The organism is Brevundimonas sp. ABV4_179, from assembly GCF_056311945.1.
Genome location: NZ_CM149976.1, coordinates 2,578,970 through 2,594,844, shown reverse-complemented (window position 1 = coordinate 2,594,844; position 15,875 = coordinate 2,578,970). Strand labels below are relative to the sequence as shown.

Here is a 15,875-nt window from a genome sequence, read left to right as displayed (position 1 = left end):
CGTCTCAGAACCGCCGGGCGACACCAACGCCGAAAGCCACATCGGGGCTATCGTCGTTCAGGCCCAGGTTGACGCCGAAGTCCAACTGGGCGTCGGGCAGGGCGGGGGGCGACCAGGCGGCGGTCAGATCGAAGGTGGACTGGGTGGTCGGCTGCGCGGGATCGTCGTCGCGGCTGATCCAGAGTTCGGCGCCCAGGTTCCACTGACCGATGTCGCGACCCAGGCCGGCGACCATCGTGTACGCCGCATGGCGACCCTCGCCGTCCGCATTGGACACCCAGCCGACCTGAGGCGACAGGCTGAGGCTCCAATCGGCGTCGAGCGGCAGCGAAACGGGCAAGATCACTCCGCCTTCGAACCCGTCGGCGCGGATGTCGCGGGCGCCGGTCGGTGCGGTGACGAATCCCTGAACCGCCGCGGACACGCCCGAACCGTCGGGATTGGCCAGCGAATGACGCAGCGCGAGCGTCAGGTCGCCGACCCCTTTCGACACCTCGCGCGCGCCGCTGGCGCGGTCGGTGACGGTCTCATGATTCCAACTGGTCAGGCCCATCTGCAGTTCGGTCAGGCCGGTCAGGCCGTAACGGACCAGCAGGTCGCCCGCGTCCCATGCGCGGATCCTGGCGCCGTCGTCGCTCTGGCGGCTGGCGTCGAACAGGCCCAGTTCGACCTGCCAGCGCCCCTGGTCCAGGACACAGGCGGGCGTCCCCTGACCCGGACGGTCGGCGCAGAATTCGCGCTGCACCCGATCCTGCGCCGCCACAGGCGACGACAGCAGAAGGGCGCCGACGAGGAGGGTGGGCGGGATCAGACGCATGGGACGGCTCGCGACAGTTTCGGCGCGATCATGACGATCAAGCCTTAACCGCCCGTATCAGTGCAGTTTCAGCCGCCCGGAAACGCGGCGATGAAGCAGGCGCGACAGGGCCAGCAGGATCGTGCGGCGCACCCCCAGAATGGCGCGGTGATGATCCAGATGCAGCGCCATATAGGCCCATTTGGCGACCAGGCCCTCGATCAGGAAGTTCTGACCGCCCAGGCCGCCCATTAAGGCGCCCACGCCCTTGTCCCCGCCCAGCGACACCAGCGAACCCTTGTCGCGATAGACGTAGGGGCCGGGATCGCGGCCGGGATGGGAAAGGGCCTTGGCAAGATAGGCGGCCTGTTGGGCCGCCGCCTGGGCCCGGGCGGGCACGGGGCGGCTGTCTGGACCGGGCGCCTCGGCGCAGTCGCCCATGGCGTATACGCCCGGCGCCGAGGTGCGCAGATGGTCGTCCACGACGAACTGGTTCAGCCGCCCCGTCGCCAGTCCCAGGTCCGGGTTGGTGTCGGCCGCCTTGACGCCGGCGGCCCAGACGATGAGGTCGGCGGGTACATCGCCCTTCGAGGTATCGAGCCGGTCGGCATGGACGGCGTTGACCTTGGCGTCGGTCAATAGGCGCACGCCCTTGGCTTGAAGCGCATGGGCTGCCTTTGTCGAGACGCGCTCGGGCAGGCCGCCCAGGATGCGGGGCGCAGCCTCGACGAGGGTGACGGCCAGATCGAACTTCTGGTCCGACGTCAGGCCGGCGGACAGTTCGTCATGACCCTCGATCAGTTCGGTGGACAGCTCCACCCCCGTCGCGCCGGCCCCGACGATGGCGATGTTCAGCGTCCGCTCGTCCGAATAGGCCGTCGCCAGAAAGGCTGAGGTCAGGCGTCGATTGAAGGCTTCGGCGTCGGAGACATTCTCCAGCAGATGGGCGTGTTCGGCGGCGCCCGTCGTCCCGAACAGGTTCGAGCCGCTGCCGATGGCCAGAACCAGGGTCTCGAAGCCGAGGGTGCGGGGCGCGACCAGCACCTCGCCGTCGTCGTCGCGGATTTCGGCCAGGGTCAGGGTCTTGTCGTCGGCGTCCAGCCCCGTCAGGTCGCCGAAAGCGAAGCTGAAATGGTTGCGGCGCGCCAAGACCGGATAGGACAGACCCTCCTGGTGCGAATCCAGCGATCCGGCCGCGACCTCGTGCAGGCTGGGCTTCCACAGGTGGAAAATGGATCGGTCGATCAGCAGGACGCGGCGGCGCCCCTCACGCGGGCCAAACCGGCGACCCAGACGGGAGGCAAGCTCCAACCCGCCCGCGCCGCCGCCGATGATGACAATGTCGTGCCGCATACGGGGTCTCCTGAAGGCGACCGCGTATCTAGGGTCAGGCGGGCTTTTCTTCCAGGCGCTTGTCCAGATAGGCGCCGACGCGGGTTTCGACCGCGCTCATGTGGTCCTGCCAGAAGTGGCTGGCGCCCTCTTCCAGTTCGTAGTCGATGACGATGCCCTTCTGGGTGCGCAGCTTGTTGACCACGCGCTCGACCTCGACCGGGGGCACGATCGTGTCCGCGGTGCCGTGCAGGAACAGGCCGGACGCCGGGCAGGGGGCCAGGAAGCTGAAATCGTACATGTTCGACGGCGGCGACACCGAGATGAAGCCATCCGTCTCGGGGCGGCGCATCAGCAGTTGCATGCCGATATAGGCGCCGAACTGATAGCCGGCGACCCAGGTCTGGCTGGCGCCGGGGTTGTTTGACTGCAGCCAGTCCAGCGCAGTGGCGGCGTCCGCCAGCTCGCCGATGCCGCTATCGAACTCGCCCTGCGACTTGCCCACGCCGCGCGAATTGTAGCGCAGGGTGGCGAAGCCGCGCTGCTGGAACAGCTGGTGCAGGGTGACCGCGACCGGGTTGTTCATATGCCCGCCCGCCTTGGGGTGCGGGTGCAGAATCAGGGCGATCGGAGCGTTCGGGCGCTTGCCGGGAGAATAGCGGCCTTCGATGCGACCGGAGGCGCCGGGCAGGATGACTTCAGGCATAGGGGCTCTGGAATCCGTTCAACTGTCATTTCGCGAGTGCGTAATACTTGACCGCGGAGGTGGGACTTTATAAGTCCCTCCGCAAGCGCGCCGCCTTTGCGAAGGCGCGGGTTCTAGCACAGGAGCCCCGAAAAGCGCGCAATTTTTGAAGGTGCGAAATGCGTCTGTCGACCAAGGGACGATACGCCGTGATGGCGATGGCCGATCTGGCCAAGAACGGACGCGGCGAGGGCGGCGAAATCCGGGCCGTGTCGCTGGCCGAAATCGCCGCGCGCCAGGAGATTTCGCTGAGCTATCTGGAGCAGCTTTTCGCCCGGCTGCGCAAAAGCGAACTGGTCAAGAGCGTGCGGGGACCGGGCGGCGGATACCGTCTGGCCAAGGCGGCGCACGAGACGGTGGTGGCGGAAATCGTTCTGGCAGTCGATGAGCCGATCCGGGCGACGCGCTGCGTGGCGCATGGCTCGCCCAAGGGCTGCATGCTGGCTGGCGAACGCTGCATTACGCATAATCTGTGGGAAGACCTGGGCGACGAGATCCATCGCTATCTGGCCGGCGTGTCGCTGGAGGATGTGGTGATGAACCGCACGGGCCAGCGCCGGCGCAATGTGGAGCCCTCGGCCGTGGGGGTCGCGGCATGAGCGGCGTCTATTTGGATTACAACGCCTCAGCCCTGGTGCGACCGGAAGTGCTGGAGATTATGGCGAAGGCCCTGGCCGACAACGGCAACCCCTCTGCGGTCCATGCGGCGGGCCGCCGCGCGCGGGCGCGGGTCGAGACGGCGCGGGCGCAGGTTGGCGAACTGGTCGGGGCGGACCCGACGGCGGTGGTGTTCAACAGCGGCGGCACCGAAGCCAACGCCCAGGGCGTCGCCAGTGCGCTGGCGGCGGGCTGCGAGCGTCTGATCGTATCGGCGACGGAGCATCCGTGCGTGGCCGAGACGGCGGCGAACGCGGGTGCGCCGGTCGAAGTGCTGCCGGTCGATGCCAATGGCGTTGTCGATCTGGAGTGGTTGGCTGAGGCGCTGAGCCGTCCGGGCCGGGCCGTGGTCGCCATCCATCATGCAAACAATGAAAGCGGCGTGATCCAGCCGATTAGTCATGCGGCTGCGCTGGTGCGGGCGGCCGGCGGCTGGCTGCACGTCGACGCCATCCAGTCGGCGGGCAAGATCGGCGTCGATATTCGGGTGCTGGACGCCGACAGCCTGACGCTCTCGGCGCACAAGCTCGGCGGGCCGCAGGGCGTGGGCGCGCTGATCCTGAAGGAAGGCGTGTCGGGCGTCCGCATTCTGCATGGCGCCGGACAGGAGCGGGGCCTGCGCGCCGGAACCGAGAATGTGCCAGGCATAGCGGGGTTCGGCGTCGCCGCCGACTGCGCCGCGCGTGATCTGGAGGCGATGGAATCGCACGTGGCCTGGCGTGATGCAGCCGAGGCCAAGGTCGTGGCGGCGGGCGCCGTCATCATTGGCGGCGCGGTTCCGCGTCTGCCCAACACCCTGTTCATGGCGGTCGAAGGCTGGGACAGCCCGCAACAACTTATCATTCTTGATATGACCGGCGTCATGGTGTCGGCGGGTTCGGCCTGTTCTTCTGGCAAGGTCAAGCCGTCCAAGACCATCAGCGCCATGGGCCTGAACACCCTGGCGACCGGGGGCGTGCGCGTCTCCGGCGGCTGGGGGACGAGTGAAAATGACTGGGCAAGGTTCGCCGACGCCTGGGTCGCCGCCTACAACAAGCATAAGACACGCGCCGCCGAGCGCGTGAGAGAGGTCGCCTGATGGCCGCCGTCAAGGAAACCATCGACGCCGTCGCCGCGCTGGAGAAGTACGCGCACGGCTTTACCTCCGACATCGAGCAGGAGTTCGCGCCGCGTGGCCTGAACGCCGACATCGTCCGTTTCATCTCCGAGAAGAAGGGCGAGCCGGAATGGATGCTGGAATGGCGTCTGGCCGCCTATGAGCGCTGGCTGGCGATGGAGGAACCGACCTGGGCGGCCGTGAAGTATGAGCTGGTCGATTATCAGGACCTGTTCTACTATGCGGCGCCCAAGCAGAAGGAAGGCCCGAAGTCTCTGGACGAGGTCGATCCCGAGATACTGGAAGTCTACAAGAAGCTGGGCATTCCGCTGAAGGAGCAGGAGGTGCTGGCGGGGGTGCAGGGCGCGCCCAAGGTCGCCGTGGACGCCGTGTTCGACAGCGTGTCCGTGGTTACCACCTTCAAGGAGGAACTGGCCAAGGTCGGCGTGATTTTCATGCCGATTTCCGAGGCCTTGCGCGAATATCCTGATCTGGTGCGTCAATATCTGGGGTCGGTGGTGCCGGTCTCGGACAACTATTTCGCGGCCCTGAATAGCGCGGTCTTTTCGGACGGCTCGTTCGTCTACATCCCGCCCGGCGTGAAATGCCCGATGGAGCTGTCGACCTATTTCCGCATCAACGCCAGCCAGACCGGGCAGTTCGAGCGGACGCTGATTATCGCCGACAAGGGGGCTTACGTCTCCTACCTAGAGGGCTGCACCGCGCCGATGCGCGACGAGAACCAACTGCATGCGGCGGTGGTCGAGATCGTGGCGCTGGACGACGCCGAGGTGAAATACTCGACCGTCCAGAATTGGTACCCCGGCGACGCCGAGGGCAAGGGCGGCATCTACAACTTCGTCACCAAACGGGCGGATTGCCGGGGCGACCGGTCCAAGGTGTCGTGGACCCAGGTCGAGACGGGTTCGGCCGTAACCTGGAAGTATCCTTCGTGCATCCTGAAGGGCGAGGAAAGCTCGGGCGAATTCTATTCCATCGCCATCACCAACGGGCATCAGCAGGCGGACACCGGCACCAAGATGATCCACCTGGGCAAGAACTCGAAGTCGCGGATCATCGCCAAGGCGGTGTCGGCGGGTCGGTCGGACTCGACCTATCGCGGTCTGGTCTCGGTGCATCCGAAGGCGACGGGGGTACGCAACTTCACCCAGTGCGACAGCTTGCTGATCGGCAAGGAGTGCGGCTCGCACACCATCCCCTATATCGAGGCCCGCAACGGCTCGGCTCAGCTGGAGCACGAGGCGACGACGACTCGGTTGTCCGACGACCAGCTGTTCTACGCCCAGCAACGCGGCCTGTCGCAGGAGGAGGCGGTGGCCCTGCTGGTCAACGGCTTCGTCCGCGATGTCATGCAGAAGCTGCCGATGGAGTTCGCCGTCGAGGCGCAAAAACTAGTGGCGATCAGCCTTGAAGGCTCGGTCGGGTAAAGAAGAACAATGCTGAAGATCAACAACCTCCACGTCTCCGTCGGCGAAAAGCCGATCCTCAAGGGCCTGACGCTCGATGTTCCAGCGGGCGAGGTGCACGCCATCATGGGGCCGAACGGGGCGGGCAAGTCGACGCTGGGTTACGCCCTGTCGGGTCGGCCGGGCTATGAGGCGACCGAAGGCGCGGTCGAATGGGCGGGCGACGACCTGCTGGCGCTGGAACCCGCCGAACGCGCGGCAAAGGGCGTCTTCCTGTCCTTCCAGTATCCGATCGAGATTCCCGGCGTGCCGGCGCTGACGTTTGTACGCACGGCCCTGAACGCCCAGCGGCGCGCGCGGGGCGAGGAGGAGGTGGCCGCGCCGGCCTTCCTGAAGCTGGTGCGCGAGGCGTCCAAGGCGTTGAAGATGGATTTTGAGATGCTGAAGCGGCCGCTGAACGTCGGCTTCTCCGGCGGCGAGAAGAAGCGGATGGAGATCCTGCAGATGGCCCTGCTGGAGCCGTCGCTGCTGATATTGGACGAGACGGATTCGGGCCTGGACATCGACGCCCTGCGCATCGTGTCGGAAGGGGTGAACGCGCTGCGCTCGCCCGACCGCGCCATGCTGGTCATCACCCATTATCAGCGCCTGCTGGACTACATCAAACCCGACCGGGTGCATGTGCTGGCCGGCGGTCGCATCGTGGCCTCGGGCGGGCCGGAACTGGCGCTGCAGTTGGAGGCGGAAGGGTACGACAAGTATCTGCCCGAAGCCGCATGACGCCCGCTTCCCGGATTGACCTGACGGACGCCTCCACCTTCCCGACAAGGCGGGTCGAGGCGTGGAAGTACAGCGACCTGAAGCGGTATCTTCGCGAAGCGCCGCAGCCGTCGCCGCAGGCGGAAGCGTCTGCGCCCGGCGTGTTCGACGACCTGGGCGGCGAGGCGATCATCTTCGCCAACGGTCGCGCGATCGGCGTGACCGACTTCATCGCCTCGGGCGAGCAGACGCTGCGCCTTCGCTATGTGTCTGACGCCGTCGGCACGGGCCATACTGCCAGCGCGCGGGTGTCGGCGCGGGCAGGGGCGCGGCTGCTGCTCCTGGAAACGCACGAGGGCTCAGGCTCGGCCTATGTGGCCCATAACCGGCTGGAGCTGGATGTGGCGGCGGGGGCGGATGTGACGCGCGTGGTTCTGGTCGAGGAGCCCGAGGACGCCATCTCCATCACCGAGGCCGATGTGCGCGTCGAGGCGGGCGGCGTGTTTCGCCAGACGGTCCTAACGACCGGCGCCAAGTTGCAGCGGCTGGAAACGCGCGTGAAGCATTTCGCGCAAGGCGCTCACGCACAGGTCGACGGTCTGTATCTGCTGAACGGTTCGCGCCATGCGGACGTGACCTCGGTCGTCAGCCATCTGGCCGCCGACGGCACGACGAGCCAGTTGATCAAGGGCGTGGCGCGCGATACCGCGCGCGGCGTCTTCCAGGGCAAGATCGTAGTTGAGCGCGGGGCGGACGGGACTGATGCGCGGATGGGCCACCACGCCCTGATCGCCTCCGAACGGGCCGAGATCGACGCCAAGCCGGAACTGATCATCTATGCCGACGATGTGCAGTGCGCGCACGGCAATACGGTGGGGACGCTGGACGAAAGCGCCCTGTTCTACATGCAGCAGCGCGGCATTCCGGCCGACGAGGCCCGCGCCCTGCTGACCCAGGCCTTCCTGATCGAGGTCATCGACCGCATTGATCACGAGGGCGCAAGAGAGGTGGCGCGGGAATGGCTGACGGCGCGCTTGTGACCACGTTCGATCCCTACGCCGTGCGGGCGCAGTTTCCGATCCTGTCGCGACAGGTGAACGGCAAGCCGCTGATCTATCTGGACAACGCCGCCTCGGCGCAGAAGCCGCGCGCGGTGATCGACGCTCTGGTCGCGACGATGGAGGGCGGCTACGCCAACGTCCACCGCGGCCTGCACACCCTGTCGAACGAAGCGACCGAGGCGTTCGAGAAGGCGCGCGAGATCGTGGCGCGGTTCCTGAATGCGGAAACCTCGGACCAGATCGTCTGGACCAAGGGCGGGACTGAGGCGATCAATCTGGTGGCCAACGGGCTGGGCCTGTCGATCCAGCCGGGCGACGAGATCATCGTCACCGAGATGGAGCACCACTCCAACATCGTGCCGTGGCATTTTCTGCGTGAGCGCTACGGCGCGGTGCTGAAATGGGCGCCGATCAAGGACGACGGCGCGCTGGACATGGCGGCCTACGTCGACCTGTTGGGCCCAAGGACGCGCATGGTCGCGGTGACCCATATGTCGAACGTGCTGGGCACCATCAATCCGGTCGCCGAGATTACGCGACTGGCCCATGCGGCTGGTGCGCAGGTGCTGATCGACGGCTGTCAGGGCGCGGTCCATGCGACGCCGGATGTCCAGGCCATCGGCTGCGACTTCTATGTGATCACGGGCCACAAGCTGTTTGCGCCCACCGGCATCGGCGCCCTGTATGGCAAGGCCGAGGCGCTGGAGACTCTACCGCCCTATCAGGGGGGCGGGGAGATGATCGAGACGGTGGCTCAGGATCAGATCAGATACGCCAAGCCGCCGCATCGGTTCGAGGCCGGCACGCCGCCGATCCTGGAGGCCATCGGTCTGGGCGTGGCGCTGGACTGGCTGGCGCAATATGACCGCGCGGCGGTGCAGGCGCATGAACATGCCCTGTATCAGCATGCGCTGGATCGGCTTCAGGGTCAGAACTGGCTGCGGATTCTGGGCCAGGCCGAGGGCAAGGGCGCACTTCTAACCTTCGCCGTAGAAGGCGCGCACGCCCATGACGTGGCCCAGATCATGGACCGCTACGGCGTCGCCGTGCGGGCCGGAACCCACTGCGCCGAGCCGCTGGCGAAAAGATTGGGCGTGACGTCGAGCACGCGCGCCTCCTTCGCCCTATATAACACCCTGGAGGATACGGACGCCTTCGTGGACGCGCTGATCAAGGCGCGGAACTTCTTTGTGTAAAGCCCGATGACCGACGAGACCCTTCAAGACAGCGACGCCTTCCAGACCGCCTGGGACGAACCCCAGAAGAGCGCCTTGTCGCAGGGTGAGCTGGACAAGCTGACCGAAGACCTGATCGAGGCGCTGAAGACCGTCTATGACCCGGAAATCCCGGTCGACATCTATGAGCTGGGCCTGATCTATCGCGTGGACGTGAACGACGATCGCGACGTGGTGGTGGACATGACCCTGACGGCGCCCGGTTGCCCGGTCGCGGGCGAGATGCCGGGCTGGGTCGAGACGGCGGTGGAGAAGGTCGAGGGCGTGCGTAGCGCCAAGGCCAATCTGGTGTTCGACCCGCCGTGGGATTCCTCCAAGATGAGCGACGAGGCGAAACTCGCCTTGAATATGTTCTGATGACCGAGCTTCAAGCCACATCCCGCCCGCGTCGTCCGCGCCCCAAGGCCGTCACCCTGACCGACGCCGCCGCCGAGCGCGTGCGTGAAATCCTGGACAACGCGGAGAATGACCACATCGGTCTGCGCATCGGCGTCAAGAACGGTGGCTGCGCGGGGCAAGAATACACCTTCGCCTATGCCGATGCGGTCGAGCCGCTGGATGAGGTGGTCGAGGACAAGGGCGTGACCATCCTGATCGAGCCCAAGGCCGTGCTGTTCCTGATCGGCACCGAGATCGACTACGAGACGACGCGGCTTTCGTCCAAATTCGTGTTCAATAATCCGAACCAGACGGACGCCTGCGGCTGCGGCGAGAGCGTGACCATCGTGCCGGCCGCCAGCGCCTGACGTGGCCTATGATGCGGACTTCGGCGAATGGGTGCGCGAGCATTTCGCCGGCCTGGCGCGGCTGGAGATCAAGCGGATGTTCGGCGGCGCGGGGGTCTATGCCTCTGGCGTGATCTTCGCTCTGTTGGACCACGGCGTGGTCTGGCTGAAGGGCGATGACGCTCTGGGCGAGGCGTTCGTGGCGGCCGGGTCGCGGCCCTTCACCTTTCCGACCAAGCACGGTCGGACCCTGAGCATGAGCTATTGGACTCTGCCGGAAACGGCGTTGGACGATCCCGAGGAAGCGGTCGCCTGGGCGCGGCGGTCGTTGGAGGTTGCGCTGAAGAAGGTCTCGGGGAAGAAGCCGAGACCCGCTACCTAGCCGGGGTGTCGATCAGCACGGCAGGCGAAACGGGCTGACCCCTGGCCTCGGCGACCAGCTCGGCGGAGCGGGCCTCTATCACCGCTTCCAGATGAGCCATGAACTCTTCTTTCTTCAAGCCGGTCGGGATCGGTTCCAGGAAGTCGAGCGTGGCCGTGCCTGGGTGCTTCTCATACTTCTCCTCAGGCCAGAACAGGCCGAGGTTGGTGGCCAGCGGAACGACCGGCATGTCGAAGTCGCGATACATGTGCCAGACGCCCGACCGATATTTGAACTTCTGGCCAACGGGGGCCAGGTGACCCTCGGGATAGATCAGAATCTTCCGGTTTTCGGCGCGGGCTTCGGCGGCGCGCATGGCCAGGGCCTTTCGGGCTTCGTGGCCGCCGCAGGAGTTGACGACGATGGCCCCCAGTTTCTTGAGCACCCCGCCTAGCAAAGGAAACTTCTCTAGGTGGTCGCCGGTGACGAAAGCCAGGTCGTCGAACTGATCATAGGTGGCGAAGCCGTCGCCCCAACTCTGGTGCTTGGAGGCGATGATGAAGGCCCCTTCGGGCAGTCGCTCCCTGCCCAGCACCCGCAGGCGGATGCCGGCGAACAGGGCCATGGCCTGGACCATGCGCTTTACATAGCGGCGGATGACCCAGCTGGCCGGCCCGCGACCAGGCGCCAGCGCCGCGAAGGCGGCGGTCAGGCCATAGCCGATCGAAAGAATCCAGTAGGCGATGTTGAAGGCGAAGCTGCGCATCGGGCGACTATGGCAGAAAGCTTGGCCTTGTCAGGCCCGTTATCAGGCGACTTGTCGCTGCGCCGGGTCCGCCGCAGGGGCGGCGGTGATGCAGTTGCGCCCCTTGCGCTTGGAATCGTAAAGCGCGGCGTCGGCGCGTTCCAGCAGGCTGGCGGCCGTTTCGCCCTTGCGGCGCTGGGCGAAACCAGCCGATATCGTGACAGAGCCCAGGTCGTCGTTGGTCGAGCGCCGGCGCAGAGCGCGAGAGGCCACGTCGCTGCGAATGCTTTCAAGGGCGGCCATCACCACGCCGGCGCTCTCGCCCGGGAAGATGATCGCAAACTCTTCGCCCCCGAACCGCGCGGCGAATCGGTGATTGCCGCAGATAATGGACAGGACGGTGGAGACGTAGCGCAGAACCTGATCGCCCGTCTGATGACCCCAGGTGTCGTTGAAACGCTTGAAATGGTCGATGTCGAGGATGGCCAGACCTAGCGGCGAAGCGTCGTCAGGCGCGCAGGCGGCTTCCAGCCGTTCGTCGAACGCCTTGCGGTTGGCCAGGTTGGTCAGGGCGTCGGTCATGGCGTCGCGACGGACCTGCTCCAGGTTCTCGCGCAGGCGAATGACCTCCTTGTTCGACTTCTCCAGCCGCTTCTCCAGGATGGCCGTCTCGCGGCGCACCCGCTTGGTCGCCGTGGTCAGGCCGCCGACCAGGGACTTCAGAGCCGTCGGATCCTCGGCGTTTTCCATGGTGTGGGAGGCGTCGGCCAGGGTCTCGCCGTAATCGGCCTGGGTCTTGTGAGCCATGGCGATGGCGTTGGCGACGCTGGCCAGCTCGCGGTCCAGAACGGCGCCGACATCGCGAATCTGGTCCGGCAGACGGCCGCGCGGCAGGAATTCGGCGGCCAGCATTTCGGCGGTCTTGTCGGAGATGGCGACCGATTGTTCGAGAAGCAGGCGAATCTCACGCGCCAGGGCGCCGTCGGGATCGCTGACGTAATGGAGCCAGAGTTCGAAGTTCAGCGGCGTGGGCCAAACGCCCGCCTTTTCCATCTCGGCGATGACGTTGCGCGCCAGGGCGTAAGCTTGCGGGCCCCGTAGCGCCGTCTCGACCTGTTTGGACATTCGTCTTTCCCCCGGCCCCGTTCTGGGAACGTCTTGGAGGTGGAGACTAAGGGCTGTTCCGTAATGCAGGGTAAACGGCGCGGATTTTCTGCACGCCGTTTCTTGTCGTCAAATCAGGCGCGGACAACCACAGAGCGGCGCAGGAAAGCCGGTATGTCGTCGCCGAAACCCCGCACGCCCTGACGCCCGTTGTCCTCGCGGACAGGCTTGCGGTCGCCGCGACGGTCGGACTGAAGCAGCTGAGGTTCGCGGTCGGCGCGTGCGGCGCGCGGCGTCTCGACCGGGGCTGAGGCCTCGACCATGGCCAATGGGGCTTCCACCTCGACCTTGGCGTCGGGGCGCGCCTTGCGGCGGCTGCGGCTGCGCGTGGGTTCGGCGTCCTGAGCGTCGGCGGCGACGGCGACTTCGGTCGGTTCGACGATCGGGGTTTCGGCGCCCCGCGCGCGTCCACGCCCACGTTCGCCGGACCGTTCACGACCGCCGCGCTTGTCGTCACGGCGCGGACCATCCTTGATGGCGGCGAAGTCGATGTCGTCCAAGACCAGTTCTTCCGGGTCCTTCTTGATCAGCTTCAGCACCTTATCCAGCGACTTGTCGTCGGACGGGGTCACGATCATGAAGGCTTGGCCCAGGCGACCCGCGCGACCGGTGCGGCCGATGCGGTGAACATAGTCGTCGGCGTGGTGCGAGACGTCGTAGTTGAAGACGTGACTGACGTCCGGGATGTCCAGACCGCGCGCGGCGACGTCGGAGGCGACCAGGATTTTCAAATTGCCGGCGCGGAAGTCGGCTAGAGTCTTCATCCGGTGGGCCTGATCCAGGTCCCCGTGGATGGCGGCGGCGTCGAAACCGTGCTTCTGCAAGGACTTGGCGACGATATCGACTTCGGACTTGCGGTTGCAGAAGACGATGCCGTTCTTGACGTCGGATCGTTCGATCAGGACGCGCAGAGCAGTGCGCTTGGCCTTGGGGTCGCTGGTCGGGATGCGGACCAGATACTGGGTGATGGTGTCGGCCGTCATCGCCGGACGCGAGGCCTCGATCCGGGTCGGATCCTTGAGGAAGGCGGTCGTCAGGCGGGTGATCTCGGGCGGCATGGTCGCCGAGAAGAACAGGGTCTGGCGACGCGGCGGCGTCAGTTTGAAAATGCGCTCGATGTCGGGGATGAAGCCCATGTCGAGCATGCGGTCGGCTTCATCGACGACCATGATCTCGACACCTGTCAGCAGCATCTTGCCGCGCTCGAACAGGTCCAGCAGGCGGCCGGGCGTGGCGATCAGCACATCGACACCCTTGTTCAGCGCCGCGACCTGGTCGCCCATGGAAACGCCGCCGATCAGCAGCACCCAGCTAAGCTTGGTGCCCTTGGCGTATTTGGCGAAGCTCTCGGCGACCTGGTCGGCCAGTTCGCGGGTGGGGGCCAGGACGATGGCGCGGGGCATCCGGGCGCGGGCGCGGCCCGTCGCCAGCCGCTCGACGAGGGGCAGGGTGAAGGCGGCGGTCTTGCCTGTGCCGGTCTGGGCGATGCCCAGAACATCGCGTCCGGCCAAGGCGACCGGAATGGCCTGTTCTTGAATGGGGGTGGCGGTCGTGTAGCCCGTCTCTGCGACGGCCTTCAGGGTCGTGGGCGAAAGGCCCAGTTGGGAAAATTCGGTCATGAATCCTAGGGAAGATAAAGCGTCTGCGTGCATAGCAGCGACGGAACCGCCCCTCTTTGGGCGAGCGGGCGGCGCGTATCGCAGACCTGTCCCGAGGCTGGGGGGCATATAGAAGCCCCTGCGCCAAAGTCAAGTATTCATGGTTTTTGCGCGCGGCCCAGCAGGGGTAGGGCGGGCTGGGTCCGATCGATATCCTTGGAGTGATCGGCAGCTTGGATCAGCGCTTCTTGCCTAGTTCGGCGGCGATATCCTTGGTCATGCGGCCGACTTTGCGGTGGGCGGCTGTGATCTGATCGCGCGTCACGCCCCAGCGTTTCATCCAGTATTCGACCGCCTGACGTTCGGACAGGTCCAGCCGGTCCTTGTCGATGAAGCCGCGTTTGTCCTTCAGTCCCGCCACGGGCGATCTCCATCTCAACTTCGGTGCGGCGCACTAGCGCCTGGGCGTGAGCTTAAACGCAAATCGCCGGACGGTGGCTCCGTCCGGCGATCCGGTTGGCGGGATGTCCGAAATCAGCGTTTGCCGAAGATCATGTCGCCCAGCTTGGCGAAGAAGCCCTTGCTCTCTTCCGCCCTGGGCGCTTCCGCCTTCGGCGTGGCAGCCGGAGCGGGCTTCGCCGCCTCTGCGGGTTTGGCGGCTTCGGTCGGCTTGGGCGTTTCGACGGGCTTCGGATCGGGCGCGGGAGCCGGAGCGGGCGGCGCGGCGGCGACCGGAGCCTTGGTTTCGGCCTTGGGCGCTACAGCGGCCTTCGGCGAGGCGGTCTTCGGAGCGGCAGCCTTGGGTGCGGTGGTCTTCGCCGCAGGTTTCGCGGCGGCCTTGGGCGCAGTCTTGGCGGCCGGCTTTGCAGCGGCCGACTTCGCCGCAGGCGCCTTGGCGGCGGGTTTGGGCGTTGCGGCCTTGGCGGGCGCAGCCTTCTTAGCGGGTGCGGCCGCCTTGGTCGCGGCAGGCGTGGCGGCCTTCGGTGCAGCCGCCTTGGGGGCTGCAGTCTTTGGCGCAGCGGTCTTGGCGGGTGCAGCCTTCGCGGTCGGAGCCTTGACGTTCGGGGCCTTGGCGGCTGCGGTCTTGGGCGCAGCCTTGGCCGGTTCTGCGGGCTTCACGGCTTTCGGAGCGGCGGCTTTCTTGGCCGCCGGTTTGGCGGTCGCCGGCTTTTCGGCGGCAGGTTTAGACGCGGATGGTGCTTTGGCCATGTATTTCCCCGACCCCTCGGTTTAGACGAACGCGACAAACGGGCCAGCACAGCGCCGGGCCGCAATGATTCGCCATGATACCGGTGTTTGAGAAATGTCCGAGTCCGCTCTTCAGATAATCGCCCGCGGCCCCCGAGCCGCCGCCGAGGCCGCCGCCGCCGCCATCGACCTCGATCCCCGGCTGGAGGGCGCGACCTATTCCATCCTGGAAGAGGACGAGGATCGCGGGATCTGGCGCATCGACGCCTTTCCCACGACCGACGACGAGGTGGAGGGGCTGAAGGCGGTTCTGGCCGACCATGCGGTGACGGTGGAGGTCGAGAAACTGGCCGACGCCGACTGGCTCGCCATGTCGCTGTCGGGCCTGCCGCCGGTCGAGGCCGGGCGGTTCTTCGTCTATGGCGCGCACGATCAGGGCAAGGTGCCGGAAGGCCGTGTGAACCTGAAGATCGACGCGGGCGCCGCCTTCGGCACGGGCCACCACGGCACGACGGTCGGCTGTCTGGAGGCGTTCGACAAACTGTTGGAGACCGAGACCTTCGACGAGGTGCTGGACGTCGGCTGCGGCACGGGGGTCCTGGCCATTGCTGCGGCCAAGACGGGCACGCCCATCGCTGTCGGCACCGACATCGACGAACCTTCGGCCCGCATCGCCAATGAGAACGCCGAGATCAACGACGCCAAGTGCGACTTCTATTTCGCCGACGGTCTGAGCGATCCGCGCATCGCCCGGCACGCGCCCTATGATCTGGTGTTCGCCAACATCCTAGCCGCGCCGCTGGTTCATCTGGCGCCCGAGATCGGCGCGGCCCTGAAGTCGGGCGGGGTCGCCATCCTGTCGGGCCTGTTGCGGACGCAGGAGGAGCGGGTGCTGGAGGCTTATCTGCCGCTGGGCTTCACAGTCGAACAGACCATCCACCACGACGCCTGGAGCGCCCTGCAGCTACGCAAGGCCTGAGGGAAAG

General features: G+C 66.3%; 18 protein-coding genes. 10 read left to right on the top strand and 8 right to left on the bottom strand.

What is annotated here, in order from left to right; all coding sequences use genetic code 11:
* Positions 1 to 4: 4 nt before the first annotated feature.
* The 3 genes from ACYX4P_RS12645 to ACYX4P_RS12635 are packed head-to-tail and all read right to left on the bottom strand — an operon-like array spanning position 5 to position 2,834.
* Positions 5 to 817, bottom strand: coding sequence for a transporter (locus ACYX4P_RS12645; RefSeq protein ID WP_248116862.1), 813 nt, complete (start codon positions 815 to 817; stop codon positions 5 to 7).
* Positions 818 to 874: 57 nt separating this feature from the next.
* Positions 875 to 2,149: an NAD(P)/FAD-dependent oxidoreductase gene (locus tag ACYX4P_RS12640; protein WP_248116860.1), complete on the bottom strand. Its 1,275-nt coding sequence runs from the start codon at positions 2,147 to 2,149 to the stop codon at positions 875 to 877.
* A 34-nt stretch (positions 2,150 to 2,183) separates the two neighbouring features.
* Positions 2,184 to 2,834: an alpha/beta hydrolase gene (locus tag ACYX4P_RS12635; RefSeq protein WP_248116858.1), complete on the bottom strand. Its 651-nt coding sequence runs from the start codon at positions 2,832 to 2,834 to the stop codon at positions 2,184 to 2,186.
* A gap of 158 nt (positions 2,835 to 2,992) precedes the next feature.
* Between ACYX4P_RS12635 and ACYX4P_RS12630 the strand changes: the two genes are divergently transcribed.
* From ACYX4P_RS12630 to ACYX4P_RS12590, 9 genes are read left to right on the top strand one after another with little or no spacing between them, the layout of a single operon-like run.
* Positions 2,993 to 3,472: an Rrf2 family transcriptional regulator gene (locus ACYX4P_RS12630; protein WP_248116856.1), complete on the top strand. Its 480-nt coding sequence runs from the start codon at positions 2,993 to 2,995 to the stop codon at positions 3,470 to 3,472.
* Positions 3,469 to 4,608, top strand: a complete 1,140-nt coding sequence (locus ACYX4P_RS12625; protein ID WP_248116854.1) for a cysteine desulfurase family protein — start codon at positions 3,469 to 3,471, stop codon at positions 4,606 to 4,608. The genes ACYX4P_RS12630 and ACYX4P_RS12625 overlap by 4 nt, the downstream gene beginning before the upstream one ends.
* Positions 4,608 to 6,074, top strand: a complete 1,467-nt coding sequence (sufB, locus tag ACYX4P_RS12620) for a Fe-S cluster assembly protein SufB (RefSeq protein WP_248116851.1) — start codon at positions 4,608 to 4,610, stop codon at positions 6,072 to 6,074. The genes ACYX4P_RS12625 and sufB overlap by 1 nt, the downstream gene beginning before the upstream one ends.
* Positions 6,075 to 6,083: 9 nt before the next feature.
* Entirely contained in the window at positions 6,084 to 6,833 is a 750-nt protein-coding gene (sufC, locus tag ACYX4P_RS12615) for a Fe-S cluster assembly ATPase SufC (protein ID WP_248116849.1), read from the top strand.
* On the top strand, positions 6,830 to 7,852 hold the full coding sequence (gene sufD / locus ACYX4P_RS12610) for a Fe-S cluster assembly protein SufD (RefSeq protein ID WP_248116847.1): 1,023 nt from the start codon (positions 6,830 to 6,832) through the stop codon (positions 7,850 to 7,852). The genes sufC and sufD overlap by 4 nt, the downstream gene beginning before the upstream one ends.
* Entirely contained in the window at positions 7,831 to 9,069 is a 1,239-nt protein-coding gene (locus ACYX4P_RS12605; protein ID WP_248116845.1) for an aminotransferase class V-fold PLP-dependent enzyme, read from the top strand. The genes sufD and ACYX4P_RS12605 overlap by 22 nt, the downstream gene beginning before the upstream one ends.
* A 6-nt stretch (positions 9,070 to 9,075) precedes the next feature.
* On the top strand, positions 9,076 to 9,465 hold the full coding sequence (locus ACYX4P_RS12600; RefSeq protein WP_248116843.1) for an SUF system Fe-S cluster assembly protein: 390 nt from the start codon (positions 9,076 to 9,078) through the stop codon (positions 9,463 to 9,465).
* Complete coding sequence (locus ACYX4P_RS12595) at positions 9,465 to 9,854, top strand: HesB/IscA family protein (RefSeq protein ID WP_248116841.1); 390 nt, start codon at positions 9,465 to 9,467, stop codon at positions 9,852 to 9,854. The genes ACYX4P_RS12600 and ACYX4P_RS12595 overlap by 1 nt, the downstream gene beginning before the upstream one ends.
* Before the next feature lies 1 nt (position 9,855).
* On the top strand, positions 9,856 to 10,215 hold the full coding sequence (locus ACYX4P_RS12590; protein WP_248116840.1) for a TfoX/Sxy family protein: 360 nt from the start codon (positions 9,856 to 9,858) through the stop codon (positions 10,213 to 10,215).
* Here the strand turns inward: ACYX4P_RS12590 and ACYX4P_RS12585 are convergent.
* The 5 genes from ACYX4P_RS12585 to ACYX4P_RS12565 form a co-directional block, all read right to left on the bottom strand.
* Positions 10,208 to 10,960 (bottom strand): lysophospholipid acyltransferase family protein, encoded by a 753-nt coding sequence (locus ACYX4P_RS12585; RefSeq protein ID WP_248116839.1) that lies wholly within the window; start codon positions 10,958 to 10,960, stop codon positions 10,208 to 10,210. The two genes, ACYX4P_RS12590 and ACYX4P_RS12585, sit on opposite strands and share 8 nt — an antisense overlap.
* A gap of 42 nt (positions 10,961 to 11,002) precedes the next feature.
* Entirely contained in the window at positions 11,003 to 12,064 is a 1,062-nt protein-coding gene (locus ACYX4P_RS12580; protein WP_248116838.1) for a GGDEF domain-containing protein, read from the bottom strand.
* Between the two features lie 113 nt (positions 12,065 to 12,177).
* Complete coding sequence (locus tag ACYX4P_RS12575; RefSeq protein WP_248116836.1) at positions 12,178 to 13,722, bottom strand: DEAD/DEAH box helicase; 1,545 nt, start codon at positions 13,720 to 13,722, stop codon at positions 12,178 to 12,180.
* Between the two features lie 217 nt (positions 13,723 to 13,939).
* A complete protein-coding gene (locus tag ACYX4P_RS12570) occupies positions 13,940 to 14,122 on the bottom strand; it encodes a DUF3606 domain-containing protein (RefSeq protein WP_047413801.1) in 183 nt (60 codons plus the stop codon).
* 113 nt (positions 14,123 to 14,235) lie between these two features.
* A complete protein-coding gene (locus ACYX4P_RS12565; protein ID WP_248116834.1) occupies positions 14,236 to 14,910 on the bottom strand; it encodes a hypothetical protein in 675 nt (224 codons plus the stop codon).
* 94 nt (positions 14,911 to 15,004) lie between these two features.
* Here ACYX4P_RS12565 and ACYX4P_RS12560 point away from each other — a divergent pair, with 94 nt between their 5' ends.
* Positions 15,005 to 15,868: a 50S ribosomal protein L11 methyltransferase gene (locus ACYX4P_RS12560; protein WP_476069710.1), complete on the top strand. Its 864-nt coding sequence runs from the start codon at positions 15,005 to 15,007 to the stop codon at positions 15,866 to 15,868.
* Positions 15,869 to 15,875 lie beyond the last annotated feature (7 nt).